Here is a 16866-nt window from a genome sequence, read left to right as displayed (position 1 = left end):
ACTACGGAGAGGAGTTATCGGTGTCTGACCCGAACATTCCTGCGGAGTTGAACGAACTCCCGTTCGCCGCACAGCACGGGAGGGTGGCGGAGGAAAAGCCTCCGGAAGCCTTCCCCGACGGAACTCCGGGCGACGGGATGGGTGTTGGCGCGTTCGCCTACGACGCGCGGAGGGGGCGCGTCGGGGAGGTCATGCACATCAGCCGCAACCTCTACGCGCTCCGCCCGGCCGGCGGGGGCCTTGAGTGGGACGCCCGCCGCGAGGACCTCCGTCCGGCCACCGCACTGGACCGGCTCCGGCCGGCGCTGGAGGAGGTGAACGCCCGGAGCGAGGAGGGTGGTTGCGGAACCGGATGGGTGAAGCGGCGGTGGTGCCACCTGGAATGGACCCTCAAGCAGGTGGAGTCCTGGGGCGTGCGGGCGCACGTCCAGTGCGTGTCCGGGAGCCCGCGGTGCGGGGCCGCTCCCCCGCTGGGGCCCGAAACCCGCACCCCGGACGGGGCCTTGGCCTGGGCCGAGGAGCACCTGCGGGCCACCGGGCACCGCCGGTACCAGCGCTCCCTGCACGACACCGTGCAGTGGGACCCGCCCCTGGGCGTCGACCCGCGCACCCTGCCCGGGGTGACCACGTGATCGGGCGCCGGGCCCGGCCCGCACGCGCCCGCGCCCGCGCCGGAGTGCGCGGGCGGCCGACCCCGGTCCCGGTCCCGGCGGCGCCCGAGGACCGGCCGTGGCCCGTGTACCGCGCCCTGGTGCTCGCGGAGGGGCCGGTGGCCGGTACCGGTGGGCGGGGGAGGGTGGTGCTGGGGACGTTCAGCAGCCCGCATCCGGGGCGGGTGCTGCGTTGGCTGCGCCGTCAGGCGGTGCGGGTCGCCAACGGGCTGGACCCGGACCCGGTCGCCGCCCCGCACCCGGTCGTCCGCGCCCTGCGGCCCGACCCGGCTCCCTGCGCCGGGTACCCGGACGACGTGCCCACCGCCCTGCGCGACTGGGCCCACCGCGACGGCTGCCGCAACGAGGCCCGCCGCCAACTGGCCTCCGGAGAGCCGTTCTTGCTGGTCAGCGGCGACCACACGGGCTGGTACGCGCTCACCGCCTGGCCGGTGGCCGACCCCGGCCCCGTGCCGCCCGGGCACCTCCGGCCGATACCCGGGTTCAGTCCGTCGAGCGGAAGTCGTTCGGCGGCGTCCTGACCTCCGCCGCCGTCACGCCCACCGGGGCGAGCCGCTCGACGGCCCGGGTCCCACCTCCCCTGCCGTGGCACCCGGCACCGTGCAGGGGAACCGCACCCCGCCCGGGTCCTCCTCCCGACCGATCTCGCCGCCGGCGAGGGCGTTCGCGTGGTCGGACGCGTCGGAGTCCCGCCCGCTCGGGCGCCGTTCCGGGTACAGGACGAACGTCCAGTCACGCACCACCGCCGTGCCGCCGGACGCGCTCATGACCGGCTCACCTCCGCCCGGCAACGAACCGCCCCCCTGGAGGGATGCGGACTACTTCCGCAGTCCTTCGTCCAGGGCGGTCATCAGCCGGGCCACCCTGCTCCTGCCGAACGGCGCCGCCGGGTAGCGGCTGAGCACGTCGACGACGACCGGGGTGGCCCGCAGTCGGGCGCGTTCGATCGAGTCCAGGCCGGCTGCGGGGTCCCCGTCCGCCTGGAGTTCCGCCACCCGGGCCGCGCAGGCGGCGGCGCGCAGGATGTGGCCGACCTGGGTGGCCTTGGCGAGGGGGTGGAGGTAGGCGGCGGCTGCCGCGTCGCCCGCGGCCCGGGCGGCGAGTTGCTCGGCTTCGGTGGCGGCCTGGCGGGCGGCGCGGTGCGCGTCCAGGGCGGTGATCCGTTGGAGCCTGGTCCGCCGGGCGCCGTTCACGAACTCCCGGGCGGCGTCGACGGCGGCCCGGGGGCGGGGGTCCTCGGGGTTGCCGGCCTCGAAGACGGGGAGCACCGCTTCCGCGCTCTCCACCGCGTAGCGGGCGACCGCCCGCAGTTCGTCCATGGTCAGCTCGAAGTCTGCGGGGGCGCTCGTCATGCGCCCGATCCTGTCATCGCACGGCGGTGCCCGGCCGCCGAATTTTCCCGGGCGGCGCCCGTCAGTCCGTCGACCCCGAACGGAGGCGCCACACGTCCCGCACGAGCACGTACCCGTTGACGAGGAAGAGGACCGCCGCGCCGACGATCCAGAGGACCGACTCTTCGGAAGAGTGGTCACGGACGGCGTAGACGAGTAGGGCCGTGCTGGTGAGAGCACCTAAGGCCGAGATCAGGGGGCTGATGAGGTTGGTCACGGGGACATCGTCGACGATGCCCCCGGCCGGGGGAGGGGTGTGCGCGATCGCGTGGCACGGTCTTGAGGTTCTCGATGGAATCCTTTTGCCTGCACATGATTTGACGGTTCGTCAAGTTCTGATTCGGCAGTCGCCCGGATTCGACGGATGGGCGGCCGGGTTCGAGACGGAACCGGAGCGGCACCCGCACCGACTTCGCTCGGGTGTTCGAACGGCGCGAAGGGGGACGTTCTCCCCCGCCGGCCCGCGCCGGGTGGGTACCGTGCCGCACATGAAGGCCGTCACCGTGTCGATCGACGTACCCCAGACCCCCGAACGGGTCTTCGACTTCCTCGACGTCATGGCCCACCACGAGCGCTTCACCGACCACTACCTGAGGAACTGGCGCTACGAGGGCCCCGACCGGGGCGTCGGTTCGCGGGCCCTCGTCACCGCCGTACTGGGCGGGGTCCCGTCCGAGGTCACCATCGAGGTGGTCGAGGCGGAACCCCCTCGGCGGATCGTCGAGCGCAACGTCAGCGCGGGTGGACGGCGCCGGGCGCACGGCACCTACCTCATCGAGCCCTCGGCCGCCGGCGGGAGCCGGGTGTCGTTCACGTACGCCTGGGTGCACGCCCCGCTCGCCGACCGGCTCCTCGCCCCCGCCGTACGGGCGACCATGCGCCGGGCCAACCGCCGGGTGCTGCGCCGTCTGGCCGGCGAGCTGGACCGGCACGGCCACGGCGGCGCGGACTCCTGACCACGGGGGCGGAGCGGACCGAGCGCGCGGCGGCCGGCCGGATCCGGGTGAACCGACAGATATCACCGTGCCCGCACGCGTCGCTACGGTTGGTGCGAGTGGGACGCCTGAGACTCTTGTCAATGAACCGGTGCGACTTGTTCCACACTCTTTCGTCTCACATATTGAGCCAGCCGGGTTCAAGGTACTGGTCAAGTGGTTTACATGCGCGTAACACTGACCCTTGCCCCCGCGCGCGGCAACGACGCCGAGCGCTCATCGCTGTACCGGAGTCGAGCGAGCACGCCAGCCGCTTTCGATCCGGTGATAGCCGCGCCAGGAAGGCACCCATTCCGTGACGACGCGATCCGACGTGCAAGAAACCCTCGGCACCCTCCTCACCGACATCGAACGGCGCAACCCCGCCCAGCCCGAGTTCCACCAGGCCGTCCACGAGGTCCTGGAGACCCTGGCCCCGGTGCTCGCGGCCCGTCCCGAGTACGCCGAGGCCGGGCTCGTGGAGCGACTGTGCGAGCCGGAGCGCCAGGTCATGTTCCGGGTGCCGTGGCAGGACGACCGCGGGCGGGTGCAGGTCAACCGCGGTTACCGGGTCGAGTTCAACAGCGCCCTGGGCCCGTACAAGGGCGGCCTGCGCTTCCACTCCTCCGTCAACCTGGGCGTCATCAAGTTCCTGGGCTTCGAGCAGATCTTCAAGAACGCGCTGACCGGCCTCGGCATCGGCGGCGGCAAGGGCGGCAGCGACTTCGACCCGCACGGGCGCAGCGACGGCGAGGTCATGCGGTTCTGCCAGTCCTTCATGACGGAGCTGTACCGGCACATCGGCGAGCACACCGACGTGCCGGCCGGCGACATCGGCGTCGGCGGCCGGGAGATCGGCTACATGTTCGGCCAGTACCGCCGCATCACCAACCGCTGGGAGGCCGGTGTCCTCACCGGCAAGGGCCAGGGCTGGGGCGGCTCGCTGATCCGCCCGGAGGCCACCGGGTACGGCAGCGTGCTGTTCGCCGCGGCGATGCTGCGCGAGCGCGGCGAGGACCTGGAGGGCCAGACCGCGGTGGTGTCGGGCTCCGGCAACGTCGCCATCTACACCATCGAGAAGCTGCGCGCGCTCGGCGCCAACCCGGTGACCTGCTCCGACTCCTCCGGTTACGTGGTGGACGAGAAGGGCATCGACCTGGATCTGCTGAAGCAGATCAAGGAGGTCGAGCGGGGCCGGGTCGACGCGTACGCCGCCCGGCGGGGCGCCTCCGCCCGCTTCGTGCCCGGCGGACGGGTGTGGGAGGTTCCCGGGGACGTGGCACTGCCCTCGGCCACCCAGAACGAACTCGACGAGAACGACGCCGCCGTGCTGATCCGCAACGGGGTCAAGGCGATCTCCGAGGGCGCGAACATGCCGACCACGCCCGAGGCGGTCCACCTGTTCCAGCAGGCCGGGGTCGCCTTCGGCCCGGGCAAGGCGGCCAACGCGGGCGGCGTCGCGGTCAGCGCGCTGGAGATGGCGCAGAACCACGCCCGCACCTCGTGGTCGGCGCAGCGCGTCGAGGACGAGCTGACGCACATCATGAACGACATCCACGCCACCTGCCACGAGACCGCCGAGCGCTACGGCGCGCCCGGCGACTACGTGACGGGCGCCAACATCGCGGGCTTCGAGCGGGTCGCCGACGCGATGCTGGCGCAGGGCGTCATCTGATCCCGGCCCTCCCGTCGGTTCCGGACGTTCCACCGGCCCCGGACGTCACGCCGGTTCCGGACGTTCCACCGGTGTCGGACGTCGTGCCGGTGCCGGACGTCGTGCGGTCCGTGCCCAGGGCTTCGGCCAGGGCGCGGGCCGCGCGTTCGGTCTCGGCGAAGCCCACGTACAGCGGGGCGAAGCCGAAGCGGAGGGTGTCGGGGGCCCGGTGGTCCCCGATCACGCCCCGGGCCAGCAGTTCCGCCATCACCCGCTCGGCGTCCGCGCAGCGCAGCGCCACCTGGCTGCCCCGCTCGGCGCGGGCGGCGGGCGTGAGCACCTCGACCCGGCCGGGCGGCAGGTAGGCGGCCACGCACTCCAGGAAGAGTTCGGTGAGCGCCAGCGACTTGGCGCGCACCGCCTCCACCGAGACGCCGTCCCAGACGGTGAGCGCCTCCTCCAGGGCCAGCATGGACAGGATGTCGGGGGTGCCCACGCGCCCCCGCAGCACGCCGGGCGCCGGCTCGTACCCGGGGCGCATCCCGAAGGGCTCGCGGTGGCCGTTCCAGCCGGGCAACGGCGAGTCGAACCGGTCCTGGTGGTCCCGGCGCACGTACAGGTAGGCGGGCGCCCCGGGCCCGCCGTTGAGGTACTTGTAGGTGCAGCCGACCGCGAGGTCCACCCCGTGCAGGTCCAGGTCGACGGGGAGGGCGCCGGCGCTGTGGCAGAGGTCCCAGACCGCGAGCGCGCCGGCGGCGTGGACCGCGCCGGTGAGCCCGGGCAGGTCGTGCAGCCGCCCGGTGCGGTAGTCGACGTGGTTGAGCAGCACGGCGGCCGTGCGGGGGCCGAGCGCCCCGGGCACCTCGGCCGGCGGCACCGCCCGGACCGTGCAGCCGGTCATCCGGGCGGCCGACCCGGCGACGTACCCGTCGGTGGGGAAGGTGGTGGCGTCGACCACGAGTTCGTCCCGCAACGGGGCGTCCGGATCCGCCTCCCGGGCCAGCCGGACCGCGCCGACCACGGCCTTGAAGACGTTCACGCTGGTCGAGTCGCCGACCACGAGCTGGCCGCGGGCCGCGCCGAGCAGCGGGGCGATCCGGTCGCCGACCCGCTGCGGGGCCTGCCACCAACCGCTGTCCGTCCAGGACCGGATGAGGAGCTCGCCCCACTCGTGGCGGACCACCTCCTCGACCCGGGCGGGCACCGAACGGGCCAGCGCGCCCAGCGAGTTGCCGTCCAGATAGACCGCGCCCGGCGGTTCCCCGGGCAGCGCGAACAGGTCGCGGCGGGCGGCCAGCGGGTCGGCGGCGTCGAGTTCGGCGGCCTTGCGCGCCAACGGACGGTCCGCGGTGGCGCCGGTGCCGGCGGGCGGCCTCACACCCGGCTCCGGGCGGTCCACAGCTCGGGGAAGACGGTCTTGGCGGCCCGCTTCTCCAACCAGGCCACGCCCGCCGAGCCGCCGGTGCCGGGCTTGGCGCCCATGGCCCGGCGGGTGGCGGACAGGTGGTCGTTGCGCCAGCGCCAGACCAGCTCCGCCACGTCGGTGAGCGCCTCCCCGAGCCGCAGCAGCTCCGGATCGGCGTCCCCGCGGGCTTCGCCCGGGCGATCCGGGGCCCCGGCCGGGCGCTCGGCGGCGTACAGGGCCGTCCACACGTCCTCGACCTGCGGGGACGGTGCGTAGCGCGCGGTGGGGTCGCGGTGCAGGACCTCTGCGGGGATGCGGTGGCCCCGGCGGTCGAGGAGCCGCAGGACCTCGTCGTACAGGCTGGGGGCGTGCAGCGCCTCTTCGAGCTCGGCGTGCACGCGGGGCGCGCCCCGGTGCGGAACGAGCATGGAGGCCGACTTCTCGCCGAGCAGGAACTCCATGCGCCGGTACATCGCCGACTGGAAGCCGGAGCCCTCGCCGAGGGCGGCCCGGTAGGAGTTGAACTGTGCGGGGGTGAGGGCGCTGAGCGGGCGCCAGGAGGCGTTCAGGGCCTCCAGCTCCCTGGTGGAACGTTTCAGCGCGGCGGTCGCCGCCGGGACGTCGTCCTCCCGCAGGGCCCGCGAGGCGGTCTCCCACTCGTGGACGATCACGGTGAACCACAGCTCCATGACCTGGGTGGTGACCAGGAAGACCATCTCCCCCGGATCGTCCGAGAGGGGCTGCTGGAGGTGGGTGAGCACCTCCGCGTGGACGTAGTCCTCGTAGGGCGTGGTCCCCTGGAAGTCGAGGTGCGGCGCCGTCTCGGGCCCGGTCGCGTCCTGCGGTCGCCCGCCGGGCGGGGTCGTCGGGCCGTGCTGGTGCGTCTGGTGGGACATCGCTGTCTCCGTGCCTGTTCGGGTGGCGGTCCGCCCCTGCCCTTTCGACAGGGGGCCCCGGTCCCCACCGGCATCCTCGGCGATCTTCCCGCACCCGACAAGGGGCCGCACGTCGAGCGCCGCCCGACGTGCGACCCGGACCCGCGGAGGGGCCCGCCCCGCCCGGGCGAGGGGGTGGGCCCGGGCGGGGGGGTGGTCACCGGTCCTGGGCGAACCTCGCCAGCACGTTGCCGGTGATCCGGGCGACGTTGTTGTCGAAACCGCGGTAGGCGAGGCTGCCCGCCCAGCAAATGGAGCCCACCGAGAAGACAGCGCCGCCCCCGTCGATCGTGAAGTAGGTCAGATCGGAGCGCACCCGCTCGTTCTCGGTGCCGCCCTGGCCCGGCGCGGTCATCAGCAGCTCCTCCTGGGTGATCTGGTAGCGGTCGTCGAGTCCGGTCGAGGTGGCCAGCCGCAGTGCGTGCGCGGGGGTGCCCAGGTCGAAGCCGAACCGGTCGACCTCGTCGCCCGCGGCGCCCCCCAGGACGTAGCCGAAGTCCCCGATCACCTCGTCCGGTGCGACGCCCTCGAAGATGAAGGCGACCGACTCGTCGTGGCTGTCGTCCAGCCGCCGGTACCCGGCGGCCGGGCCCCAGCCCTGTGCCGCCATGCCGACGCCCACGACCTGCTGCGGGACGTAGCCGTTGAACCGCCACAGCCCGCCGTGGTCGCCGCTCGCACTGTGCACCAGTTCCCCGGGCGGCGAGTCCCAGCACCTGGTGCCGGAGTTGCCCCGTCGCACCTCCACGAGGTGCGGCCGGTCCTCGAAGACGCTGGTGACCCAGTAGAAGCCGTTGCCGCCCAGGTACATCAGCCGCCCGCCGTCGGCCAGGTAGGTGGTCAGCGCGTCCATCATGTCCCGGGTCCAGTACTCGGGGTGGGAGCCCGTCACCAGGGTGTTGTACCGCGCGAGCAGGGCCGGCCCCTCGCGGTGCAGGTCCTCGTCGAGGGCCACGTCGAACTCGTACTCCTCCCCCAGGGAACGGAGCCAGCCCAGGATGAACAGGTCCGCGGCGAGGTGGCGCACGTGCCCGGACAACCAGTTGTGGTAGTGCGGCCGGAGGTTCAGCACGGGACGCAGCCGGGAGGAGTAGGCGACGCCGCTGCCGTCGGTGTGCGTGTCGTAGAGGGACCTGCCGACCTCGTCGTGGCGCACGATGAACTCGTCCTGGGGGGCGAGCGCCATGTCGTGGACCATGAAGTCCTCTTGCAGCCCGGACTCGAAGAGCCGCTCGTTGGCGTACGCCTGGTAGGTGAGGCTGGGGACCAGGAAGAGCACCTTGGCCCGGCTGCCCGCCGGGCGGCGGACGAAGAAGGGGACGTAGTCCACCTCGTCGCCGGCGCGCAGTCGCAGGGCGTAGGCGCCGGGGGGCGTGCCGGTCGGTACGGTCCAGGTGAGCGAGGGCAGCCACCCGGAGTCCTCCAGGTCGTCCTCGTGGAAGTGGACCGCCGCGTAGTGGTCGGGCGCGGTGCGGAAGTCCGTGTGGCGCCCGTCCCACCGGCTGCCGGTCACCCCCCGTTGGGGTGCCTGGTGCAGGGTGCCGTGGTGGCCGTTGCCCGAACGGTCGTGCAGGCGGCTGGTGGAGAAGTCCGTCCCGAAGTCGTAGTCGGCCACGAGGGCGGTCGGTCGAACGCTCCCGCCGCTCAGGGCGCCCGCCACCTCGAAGGGGTCCAGGGCGCGGTGGTGACAGCGCGGGTCCTCGATCTTGCCGTTGAAGTGCCGGTCCAGGTAGCGGGTACCGTCGATCGGTGTCGGGGCTCCGGCGAGGTAGGTCCCGGACAGCCGGGCGCCGCTGAAGTCCAGCGCCGCGGGGGCTTCGACGGTGTCCCGCGGGCCCTCGGCCCGCCAGCCCGTGGTCCGGGCGACGTCCAGCCGCACCAGGCCCACCGCTCCGTCGTAGGCGAGGTTGACGAAGTACCAGCAACCGGCGTGCAGTTCGGCACCCGAGACCAGCCGGACCTGCCCCGAGGCGTCGGCGAGGGTGAGGCCGAGCCGGCCCTCGGGGTCGACGGCCAGCTCGACGAGGTGCGGTCCGCCGTCGAGGTCACCGGAGTGGAAGAGGACCTGCTGGTGTCCGGCCCGCGGCACGGTGGGCAGGAAGCGCAGCTGCACGTTGCACGCGTTGCCCGCGAGCCACCGCTCCGGCAGCGGCAGTTCGGCGTACGAGCCGATGTCGGTGCGCTGGATCCGTCCCGGACGGGTGCCGTCGCACTCCGCCCCGACCTCCCGTACGGGGAGCTGCGTCGAACGGGGGTCGGTCATCCCGCCGAGCAGCTCCACGACCTCGGCGCGGTACTCGGCCCGGTTGGTGCTGACGTGGAAGGTGATCGGCTCACCGGGGCGTACGCTCCACCGGTCCGCGTAGCCGGTGATGTCGAGGACGTCGCCGTTCTCGTCCAGCCGGAGGTAGGCGTCAGATGTCGGCATGGTCCGGTGCTCCCTTGGTGTCGTGAGTGCCGTGGGCGGTCGCGAAGAACCGTTCCACTTGTGGATCGATGGCCTTGCGGCCCCCCGCCAGCGTCATGATCGTGCCGACCAGGGCGCTCAGCGCGATGCCGACGGGGCTGACGAGGTGGTACGGGAAGTCCGCGAGCAGGGCGATGACGACGTACACGACCCCGACCACGAGCGAACCCAGTGCCGCGTCCGTGGTGAAGCGCTTCCAGTACAGGCCCGCCAGGATCGGGAAGGCGAGCAGCGCGGTGAACACGGAGACGTAGGTCAGGACGAGGAGGATGTTGCCGACGAAGGAGAGCGCGAACACGAGGGTCGAGAGGCCGAGCACCAGGAACACGATCCGGCTGGCGCGCACGTAGAACTGGTCGCTGCGCTCGCGGAACGCGTACCGCTTGAGCAGGTCGTTGACCACGATCGAGACCGCGGAGTTCCAGATCGCCACCATGGTGCTGATCCCGACCAGCAGCAGGGTCACCAGCATCAGCCCCTGGATGATGGGCGGGGTGTACTCCAGGACCAGTCTCGGGAGCGCTTCCTCGGGCTTGTCGAGGTCGGGCATGAGGACCCGGCTGAACATGGTGGCGAGTGCGACGAAGGCGTACAGCACGACGATCAGCACCGTGTTGGCCAGCATGGCCCGGTAGGCGACGCGTTCGTTGCGGGCGGAGAAGATGCGCTGCCCGTACCAGGGGGCCGCCACGTACAGCATGATGTTCTGGAAGCACCAGGTGAGGATGGCGGCGAACCCGTAGTTCTCCAGGTCCCAGATCGGCTCGAACGACAGGTACTGGGCGTCGAAGACCTTGCTGAGCTGGTCGAAGCCGCCCGCGTTGGTGTAGCCGATCCAGAACATCGCCGGCACGAAGACGAGGATCATGACGTAGGCGACGATGTCGAAGGAGATGGCGGTCATGAAGCCGCCGGCCAAGGAGAGCAGGAGGCACAGGATCGTGATCACGCAGACCGTGACCAGCGGTTCCACGCCGAGCAGCACGGACAGGACCACCGACAGTCCGGCGAGGTAGGTCGCGGGCGCGATCCAGGTGAAGGTCAGGGTCACCACGCTGGCGAGCGCCCTGGTGGTCTCCGCCCGTCTGCCGGGGAATCTCCGTTCGAAGAACTCCGCGATCGTCGATATCCGCAGGCGCCGGTAGGGCTTGGCGACGGTCCAGGCGTAGATGCTGAAGACGAAGACGAAGATGAACGACGTGTACCAGAGCCCCACGGTGCCGTAGAGGTAGGCGACCGAGGCCCCTCCGATCAGCGTGGCGGTGTTGAACTCGGCCGCGCCCAAGGTGGCCACGAGGGTGGCGAAGCCGGTCTTGCGCCCCGCCAGGTTGTAGTCCTGGTAGCTGTTGATGCGGCGGTAGGACCGGTAGGCGAGGAAAAACAGCAGCGCGGTGAAGGCGATGGTTATCGCGTACTTCTCCGTCATGACTCTCCTAGTTCATGTCTGCCTCCTTGACGAGGGCGCCACAGCCGTGGGGGGCGGGGCGTCTCGTGCCCGGATAGCCCAGGTCGCTCGGAGTGCGCGTGCCGCGAGCCAGAAGAAGACCGATTCTGCCCGCAATCGTGGTTTCCTGTGGGTTGCGTGAGGACATAGTGACCGCCTCTGTGACACTTGACAAGACCTCGCCCACCGGGCGCAGCCCGCTGCTCCGTCCCTCCGCTTTCTGGAGTCCCGAAGAAAGGCCAGTACAGAGGAGGTTGATCGAACGACCCAGCGGCGGACGGCGAGACCCCGCGGTCGTCACCCAGGGGAAGCTCCTTGACTGACCTGGAGGCCAAGGCCATACTTCCCCACAGAAAACCACATTCGGCCATAGGGACGGTCAGAACATGCTCGCAGCCGAACGGCACGCCCTGATCTCGCAGGCGATCCAGGAGGGTCGTGTGGTGTCGACCGCCGAACTGGCGGGCACCCTGGACGTCTCCACCGAGACCATCCGACGCGACTTCGCCGAACTGGAGGCCAAGGGCCTGCTGGTACGGGTCCGCGGCGGCGCCACCCGCACCGATCACCTCAGCGGCGAGCCCCCGTTCGGAGAGCGCAACTCCGCCGCCGGCGAGGCGAAGGCGGTCATCGGCTCCCTCGCCGCCGAACTGGTCCGGCCGGGGCAGACGGTCGTGATCGACGTCGGCACCACGGCGATGCACGTCGCACGCGCCTTGGCGAAGGACTTCACCGGGGTGGTGCTGACCTGCTCGGTACTGGTCGCCAACGAACTCGCCGAGGCCACCGGCATCGAGGTCCACCTCAGCGCCGGGCGCATGCGCCGGGGCGACCTCGCCCTGGCCGGACCCGTGGCCCAGCGGTTCTTCGAGGACGTCTACGCCGACGTGGCGTTCCTCGGCTCCGGCGGCGTGCACGACGAGGCCGGCCTGACCGACTTCCACCTCGACGAGGTCCACGTCCGGCGCGTCATCATGCGGAACTCCGCGGTCAACTACGTGCTCGCCGACGGCTCCAAGCTCCAGCGCATCGCCCCCTACCGGGTGGCACCCCTGGAGCACGTCGACGGACTGATCACCGACCGACGACCGCCCGAGGAACTGGCCCGCGCCCTCGCCGCCGAGGGCAGCCGGATCATCCGGCCGGGACACGTGCGCGAGGACGTCCACCCGCAGCCCGGTCGACGCCACGAGAGCGCGACACCCGACCCCTCGCACGGAGCCGGATCATGACCGTCGTCCTCGCCATCGACCAGGGGACCTCCGGCACCAAGGCCATGGTGGTCGACGCGGAGGGCACCGTCCACAGCGTCGTCGAACTCCCGGTGCGCCCCGTCTACCTGGCCGGCGGCGGCGTCGAGCAGGACCCGACGGAACTCCTGGAGTCGGTGCTCGCCGCCGGCCGCGCCGCGGTCGCCGAGGCGGGCCTCCCGCTGGACTGCGTCACCCTGGCCAACCAGGGGGAAACGGTGCTCGCCTGGGACCCGCGCACCGGTGAACCGCTCAGCAGGGCGATCGTCTGGCAGGACAGCCGCTCCGCCGACGTCTGCGCCGCGCTGGCCCCGTACGCGGACCTGGTGGCGCACCGCACCGGACTGGTCCTGGACCCCTACTTCTCCGCGCCCAAGATGCGCTGGCTCCGGGACCGGGTGACCGGCGACGGCGTGGTCACCACCTCGGACAGCTGGCTGCTGCACCGGCTCACCGGCGAGTTCGTGACCGACGCCGCCACCGCCTCGCGCTCCCTGCTGGTCGACCTGGACACCGTGCGTTGGGCGCCAGAGCTGCTGGAGTGCTTCGGCCTCGCCGACGAGGCACTGCCCAGGATCGCCGACTGCGACGAACTCGTCGGGGAGACCACCGCCTTCGGCAGGCCCGTCCCGGTCGGCGGCCTGGTCGTCGACCAACAGGCCGCGCTGCTCGCCCAGGGCTGCCTCACCCCCGGCGAGGCCAAGTGCACCTTCGGCACCGGCGCCTTCCTCCTGGCGAACACCGGCACGACACCGTTCCGGTCCCGCGCCGGCCTGTCCGCGTCCGTCGCCTGGCGGGTGCGCGGGGAAACCGCGTACTGCCTCGACGGACAGGTGCCGACCGCCGCCTCCGCCGTGCGCTGGCTCCAGGACCTCGGCCTGCTCGCCGGCGCCGGCGAACTCGACTCCGTCGCCGCGGCCGACGCGCAGGGCGTGCTCTGCGTCCCCGCGCTCGCCGGGCTGTCCGCCCCCTGGTGGGCCCCGGAGGCCACCGCGACGCTCACCGGGATGACGCTCTCCACCACGGCCGGACACCTGGTGCGGGCGGTCCTCGACGGGATCGCCGCGCAGGTCGCCGAACTCGTCGACTGCGCCGGCACCGACATCGGCGCCCCCGTCCGCCGGTTGCGGGCCGACGGGGGACTCACCCGCAGCCGGGTCCTGATGCAGGCCGTCGCCGACCTGCTCCAACTCCCGGTCGACGTCTACCCCTCGGCCCACGCCACCGCGCTGGGCGCGGTCGGCTTCGCCCGCGCCGCCACCACCCCGGGCCTGCCGCTCGACCGGGCGGTCGTCGACTGGACCCCGAGCACCAGCTACACCCCGCGCATGAGCGCCGACCGGGCAGCCGGGTTCCGGGACCGGTGGCGCCGCGCGCTCGGCCACACGGTGCGAGACAAGGAGAACGCATGAAGAGCCCATCCGACGACGTCGACGTCGTCGACGTCGCGGTCGTCGGGGCCGGTGTCATCGGCTCGGCCATCGCCCGGGTCCTCGCCGGGCACCGACTCGACGTGGTCCTGCTGGACGCGCGCGCGGACGTCGGCGACGGCACCAGCAAGGCCAACACCGCGATCCTGCACACCGGCTTCGACGCGAGCCCGGGCACCCTGGAGTCACGGCTCGTCGCCGAGGGGTACCACCTGCTCAAGGAGTACGCCGGCCGGACCGGCATCCCCTACGAGCCGACCGGCGCCCTCCTGGTCGCCTGGGACCCCGAACAGCTCGCCGCCCTGCCCGCACTGCGCGACAAGGCCGAACGCAACGGCTACCGGGAGACCGAGGTCGTCGACGCGGACGAGGTGTACCGCCAGGTCCCCGCCCTCGGCCCGGGGGCGCTCGGCGGACTCACCGTCCCCGGCGAGTCCATCATCTGCACCTGGACCACCAATCTGGCGCTGGCCACCGACGCCGTCAACCGGGGGGCGCGGCTGCTCCGCTCCCACCGGGTCGAATCGATCAGCGCCGGCACCGACCGGACCGTCCTGCACACGAGCGGGGGCGACGTCCACGCGCGCTGGGTGGTCAACGCGGCCGGTCTCGGCGGCGACCTCCTCGACGCGCAGTTCGGCTTCGACCGCTTCCACCTGAACCCCCGCCGGGGCGAACTGCTGGTCTACGACAAGCAGGCCAGGCCCCTGGTCGACCGCATCGTGCTCCCGGTGCCGTCCAAGGTCGGCAAGGGCGTGCTGGTGAGCCCCACCGTCTACGGCAACGTCCTGCTCGGGCCCACCGCCGAAGACCTCACCGACCGCTCGGACAGCGCCACCACCGAGGACGGCTACGCCTTCCTGCGGGAGAAGGGCGAGCGCATCATGCCGGGCCTGCTGGACGAGGAGGTCACCGCGGTCTACGCCGGGCTCCGCGCGGCCAGCGACGTCCCCGACTACACCATCGAGGTGAGCGCCGAACAGCGCTACGCCGTGGCCGGCGGCATCCGCTCGACCGGACTGACCTCGTGCATGGCGGTCGCCGAACACCTCAAGGGCCTGCTCGGCGCCGCGGGCCTGCCGCTCGACCCGCGCACCGACCTGCCCGGGCCGCCCCGCATGCCGAACATCGGCGAGGCCACGCTGCGCCCCTACGCCGACGCCGAGCGCATCGCCCGGGACCCCGAGTACGGCACGGTCACCTGCTTCTGCGAACGGGTCACCCGCGGCGAGATCAGGGACGCGCTCGACAGCACGATCCCTCCGCGGGACCTGGGCGGACTGAGGCGACGCACCCGCGCCATGAACGGGCGCTGCCAGGGCTTCTACTGCGGCGCCACCGTGCTGTCCATGCTCGACGACGCCCTCACCTCGTCGAGGGTGGCCTCCGACGGCGCGGACCCGTCCGCCCCGGCCGCCGAGCCCCGCACCACCGGAAGGAAGCCCGCCCGATGACCACGACCCGCACCCGACTCGAACCCGAGGTGGTCATCGTCGGCGGTGGACCCGCCGGACTGCGGACGGCCCGGGAACTCGCCGCGACGCTGCCGGGCGAAGTCCTCGTCCTGGACCGGGAAGAGCGGGCCGGGGGCATCCCCCGGCACTGCGCGCACACCGGGTTCGGCCTGCGCGACCTGCACCGGGTCATGCAGGGCCCCGTCTACGCGGACCGGATGGTGCACGACGCCGAGCGGGCCGGCGCCGTCATCCGCACCAGCGCGACGGCCACCGGGTGGTCGACCACCGGCGGCCTGGAGGTGACCACCCCCCACGGACTGCTCGACGTGCACGCCAGAGCCGTGGTGCTCGCCACCGGAGCCCGGGAGCGTCCGCGCGCCGCCCGGCTGATCCCCGGCCACCGAGTCGCCGGGGTCCACACCACGGGACTCCTCCAGAACCTGGTCCACCTGCGGGGCCGGGACGTCGGACGGCGGGCGGTGGTCGTGGGCAGCGAGTTGGTCAGTTGGTCGGCCGTGCTCACCCTGCGGCACGCCGGGTGCCGGACCGTGCTGATGACCAGCGACCGGCGGCACGTCGAGACCTACGGCCTGCTCTCCGGAGCGGGCAGGCACCTGATGCGGGTGCCGGTGCGCACCCGCACCCGGGTGACCCGCGTCCTCGGCTCGCGGACCGTCCGTGCCGTGGAGATCGAAGACCTGGACACCGGGGTGCGGGAGACCGTCGACTGCGACACGGTGGTGCTCACCGGGGACTGGGTGCCCGACAACGAACTGGTGCGCGCCGCCGGTCTCGCCCTGGATCCCGGAACGCGCGGCCCCCTCGTGGACACGGCCCTGCGCACCGACCGTCCCGGCGTCTTCGCGGCCGGCAACCTGCTGCACCCCGTCGACACCGCCGACGTCGCGGCGCTCGACGGCGAGCGGGTGGCGGCGAGCGTGCGGGATCACTTGGCGGGACGCGCACCCGACTCCCGAGCGGTCAGGATCGTCGCCGAGGAACCACTGCGCTGGATCTCGCCGTCGCTGCGGCGGGTCGGGGACGGGCCGCCCGCGCGGGGGCGGCTACTGGCCTGGACGGACCGCTACGTCCCGGCCCCGCGGGTCGTCGTCCGCCAGGACGGCCGGGTCGTCGCCCAGCGGCGGCTCCCCTGGCCCGCGGCGCCCGGCCGGGTGTTCCGCATCCCCAGCGACGTCCTGGACGCCACCCGCCCGGACGCCGGGGAGGTGCGGATCTCGGTGGGGTGACGGGGCCGCCGCCCCGTCACCGCCGGGGCCGGCTCGACCCGGGCCCGGCATCCTCGGCGATCTTCCCGCACCCGACAAGGGGCCGCACCTCGAACGCCGGCCCGAGGTGCGGCCCGCCCCCGTCAGCCCAGGGTCTGGGCGGCGGTCGGGGAGGAGTCCTTCAGGAACTGCGAGCAGCGCGCGTGCTCCTCGGTCTCGCCGATCGCCCCGGCCGCGCGGGCGAGGGCGTGCAGGGCGCGCAGGAAGCCGCGGTTGGCCTCGTGCTCCCAGGGCACCGGGCCGTGGCCCTTCCAGCCGCTGCGGCGCAGCGCGTCCAGGCCCCGGTGGTAGCCGGTGCGGGCGTACGCGTACGACTCCACCACGGAGCCGCGCTCGTACGCCTCGTCGGCGAGCTGCGCCCAGGCGAGCGAGGAGGTCGGGAAGCGGGCGGCGACCTCGGCGGGGGCGGTGCCGGCCGCGAGCGCCTCGCGGGGGCCGGGGTCGTCGGGCAGATGGGTCGGGGGCGGTCCCCCGAGCAGGTTCTCGTGAATGGCCATGGTCT

At 72.9% G+C, this 16866-nt stretch carries 16 protein-coding genes; 8 read left to right on the top strand and 8 right to left on the bottom strand.

Going from position 1 to position 16866, the window contains the following annotated elements; all coding sequences use genetic code 11:
• The first annotated feature begins 20 nt into the window (after positions 1 to 20).
• Both ACSMX9_RS15465 and ACSMX9_RS15460 read left to right on the top strand, forming a co-directional pair.
• On the top strand, positions 21 to 632 hold the full coding sequence (locus tag ACSMX9_RS15465; RefSeq protein WP_445394718.1) for a hypothetical protein: 612 nt from the start codon (positions 21 to 23) through the stop codon (positions 630 to 632).
• Positions 629 to 1192 (top strand): hypothetical protein, encoded by a 564-nt coding sequence (locus ACSMX9_RS15460; protein ID WP_445394717.1) that lies wholly within the window; start codon positions 629 to 631, stop codon positions 1190 to 1192. The genes ACSMX9_RS15465 and ACSMX9_RS15460 overlap by 4 nt, the downstream gene beginning before the upstream one ends.
• 12 nt (positions 1193 to 1204) lie before the next feature.
• Here ACSMX9_RS15460 and ACSMX9_RS15455 read toward each other — a convergent pair whose 3' ends face one another.
• The 3 genes from ACSMX9_RS15455 to ACSMX9_RS15445 all read right to left on the bottom strand — a co-directional run bounded on the left by ACSMX9_RS15455 (position 1205) and on the right by ACSMX9_RS15445 (position 2279).
• Positions 1205 to 1438, bottom strand: coding sequence for a hypothetical protein (locus tag ACSMX9_RS15455; RefSeq protein ID WP_445394716.1), 234 nt, complete (start codon positions 1436 to 1438; stop codon positions 1205 to 1207).
• Between the two features lie 51 nt (positions 1439 to 1489).
• A complete protein-coding gene (locus ACSMX9_RS15450) occupies positions 1490 to 2023 on the bottom strand; it encodes a putative immunity protein (RefSeq protein ID WP_445394715.1) in 534 nt (177 codons plus the stop codon).
• A 61-nt stretch (positions 2024 to 2084) separates the two neighbouring features.
• Positions 2085 to 2279 carry a hypothetical protein gene (locus ACSMX9_RS15445; protein ID WP_445394714.1) on the bottom strand — a complete coding sequence of 65 codons (195 nt, stop codon included), beginning with the start codon at positions 2277 to 2279 and terminating at the stop codon, positions 2085 to 2087.
• Between the two features lie 271 nt (positions 2280 to 2550).
• On the opposite strand from ACSMX9_RS15445, the gene ACSMX9_RS15440 reads away from it, so the two are divergent.
• Entirely contained in the window at positions 2551 to 3018 is a 468-nt protein-coding gene (locus ACSMX9_RS15440; protein WP_445394713.1) for an SRPBCC family protein, read from the top strand.
• A gap of 334 nt (positions 3019 to 3352) precedes the next feature.
• Positions 3353 to 4711: an NADP-specific glutamate dehydrogenase gene (gene gdhA, locus ACSMX9_RS15435; RefSeq protein ID WP_445394712.1), complete on the top strand. Its 1359-nt coding sequence runs from the start codon at positions 3353 to 3355 to the stop codon at positions 4709 to 4711.
• On the opposite strand, the gene ACSMX9_RS15430 is transcribed toward gdhA, so the two are convergent.
• The 4 genes from ACSMX9_RS15430 to ACSMX9_RS15415 form a co-directional block, all read right to left on the bottom strand.
• Positions 4704 to 6068 carry a kynureninase gene (locus ACSMX9_RS15430; protein ID WP_445394711.1) on the bottom strand — a complete coding sequence of 455 codons (1365 nt, stop codon included), beginning with the start codon at positions 6066 to 6068 and terminating at the stop codon, positions 4704 to 4706. The two genes, gdhA and ACSMX9_RS15430, sit on opposite strands and share 8 nt — an antisense overlap.
• Positions 6065 to 6991 (bottom strand): tryptophan 2,3-dioxygenase family protein, encoded by a 927-nt coding sequence (locus ACSMX9_RS15425; protein WP_445394710.1) that lies wholly within the window; start codon positions 6989 to 6991, stop codon positions 6065 to 6067. Before ACSMX9_RS15425 ends, ACSMX9_RS15430 begins: the two co-directional genes overlap by 4 nt.
• A gap of 196 nt (positions 6992 to 7187) precedes the next feature.
• A complete protein-coding gene (locus ACSMX9_RS15420; protein ID WP_445394709.1) occupies positions 7188 to 9458 on the bottom strand; it encodes a N,N-dimethylformamidase beta subunit family domain-containing protein in 2271 nt (756 codons plus the stop codon).
• On the bottom strand, positions 9445 to 10923 hold the full coding sequence (locus tag ACSMX9_RS15415; protein ID WP_351245172.1) for a sodium:solute symporter family protein: 1479 nt from the start codon (positions 10921 to 10923) through the stop codon (positions 9445 to 9447). The genes ACSMX9_RS15420 and ACSMX9_RS15415 overlap by 14 nt, the downstream gene beginning before the upstream one ends.
• Before the next feature lie 404 nt (positions 10924 to 11327).
• Between ACSMX9_RS15415 and ACSMX9_RS15410 the strand changes: the two genes are divergently transcribed.
• Genes ACSMX9_RS15410 through ACSMX9_RS15395 form a run of 4 tightly spaced genes read left to right on the top strand, consistent with a single transcriptional unit; the run spans position 11328 to position 16325 of the window.
• Positions 11328 to 12173 (top strand): DeoR/GlpR family DNA-binding transcription regulator, encoded by an 846-nt coding sequence (locus ACSMX9_RS15410; protein ID WP_351245174.1) that lies wholly within the window; start codon positions 11328 to 11330, stop codon positions 12171 to 12173.
• Complete coding sequence (locus tag ACSMX9_RS15405) at positions 12170 to 13603, top strand: FGGY family carbohydrate kinase (RefSeq protein ID WP_445394708.1); 1434 nt, start codon at positions 12170 to 12172, stop codon at positions 13601 to 13603. The genes ACSMX9_RS15410 and ACSMX9_RS15405 overlap by 4 nt, the downstream gene beginning before the upstream one ends.
• Positions 13600 to 15075 (top strand): NAD(P)/FAD-dependent oxidoreductase, encoded by a 1476-nt coding sequence (locus tag ACSMX9_RS15400; protein WP_445402851.1) that lies wholly within the window; start codon positions 13600 to 13602, stop codon positions 15073 to 15075. The genes ACSMX9_RS15405 and ACSMX9_RS15400 overlap by 4 nt, the downstream gene beginning before the upstream one ends.
• Complete coding sequence (locus ACSMX9_RS15395) at positions 15072 to 16325, top strand: NAD(P)/FAD-dependent oxidoreductase (RefSeq protein WP_445402850.1); 1254 nt, start codon at positions 15072 to 15074, stop codon at positions 16323 to 16325. Before ACSMX9_RS15400 ends, ACSMX9_RS15395 begins: the two co-directional genes overlap by 4 nt.
• Positions 16326 to 16447: 122 nt before the next feature.
• On the opposite strand, the gene ACSMX9_RS15390 is transcribed toward ACSMX9_RS15395, so the two are convergent.
• Complete coding sequence (locus ACSMX9_RS15390; protein WP_445402849.1) at positions 16448 to 16861, bottom strand: DUF3151 domain-containing protein; 414 nt, start codon at positions 16859 to 16861, stop codon at positions 16448 to 16450.
• Positions 16862 to 16866 lie beyond the last annotated feature (5 nt).

The sequence above is a fragment of the Streptomyces sp. LE64 genome, assembly GCF_052606915.1.
The sequence above is the reverse complement of the archived record's forward strand: the minus strand, read 5'-3'. Positions and strand labels throughout refer to the sequence as shown.

Bases quoted from the DNA above. Each gene is read 5' to 3' on its own strand.
- ACSMX9_RS15405 (WP_445394708.1), top strand. From the start codon at position 12,170: ATGACCGTCGTCCTCGCCATCGACCAGGGGACCTCCGGCACCAAGGCC.
- ACSMX9_RS15450 (WP_445394715.1), bottom strand. From the start codon at position 2,023: ATGACGAGCGCCCCCGCAGACTTCGAGCTGACCATGGACGAACTGCGG.
- ACSMX9_RS15410 (WP_351245174.1), top strand. From the start codon at position 11,328: ATGCTCGCAGCCGAACGGCACGCCCTGATCTCGCAGGCGATCCAGGAG.
- ACSMX9_RS15425 (WP_445394710.1), bottom strand. From the start codon at position 6,991: ATGTCCCACCAGACGCACCAGCACGGCCCGACGACCCCGCCCGGCGGG.
- ACSMX9_RS15395 (WP_445402850.1), top strand. From the start codon at position 15,072: ATGACCACGACCCGCACCCGACTCGAACCCGAGGTGGTCATCGTCGGC.
- ACSMX9_RS15455 (WP_445394716.1), bottom strand. From the start codon at position 1,438: ATGAGCGCGTCCGGCGGCACGGCGGTGGTGCGTGACTGGACGTTCGTC.
- ACSMX9_RS15420 (WP_445394709.1), bottom strand. From the start codon at position 9,458: ATGCCGACATCTGACGCCTACCTCCGGCTGGACGAGAACGGCGACGTC.
- ACSMX9_RS15400 (WP_445402851.1), top strand. From the start codon at position 13,600: ATGAAGAGCCCATCCGACGACGTCGACGTCGTCGACGTCGCGGTCGTC.
- ACSMX9_RS15440 (WP_445394713.1), top strand. From the start codon at position 2,551: ATGAAGGCCGTCACCGTGTCGATCGACGTACCCCAGACCCCCGAACGG.
- ACSMX9_RS15415 (WP_351245172.1), bottom strand. From the start codon at position 10,923: ATGACGGAGAAGTACGCGATAACCATCGCCTTCACCGCGCTGCTGTTT.
- ACSMX9_RS15390 (WP_445402849.1), bottom strand. From the start codon at position 16,861: ATGGCCATTCACGAGAACCTGCTCGGGGGACCGCCCCCGACCCATCTG.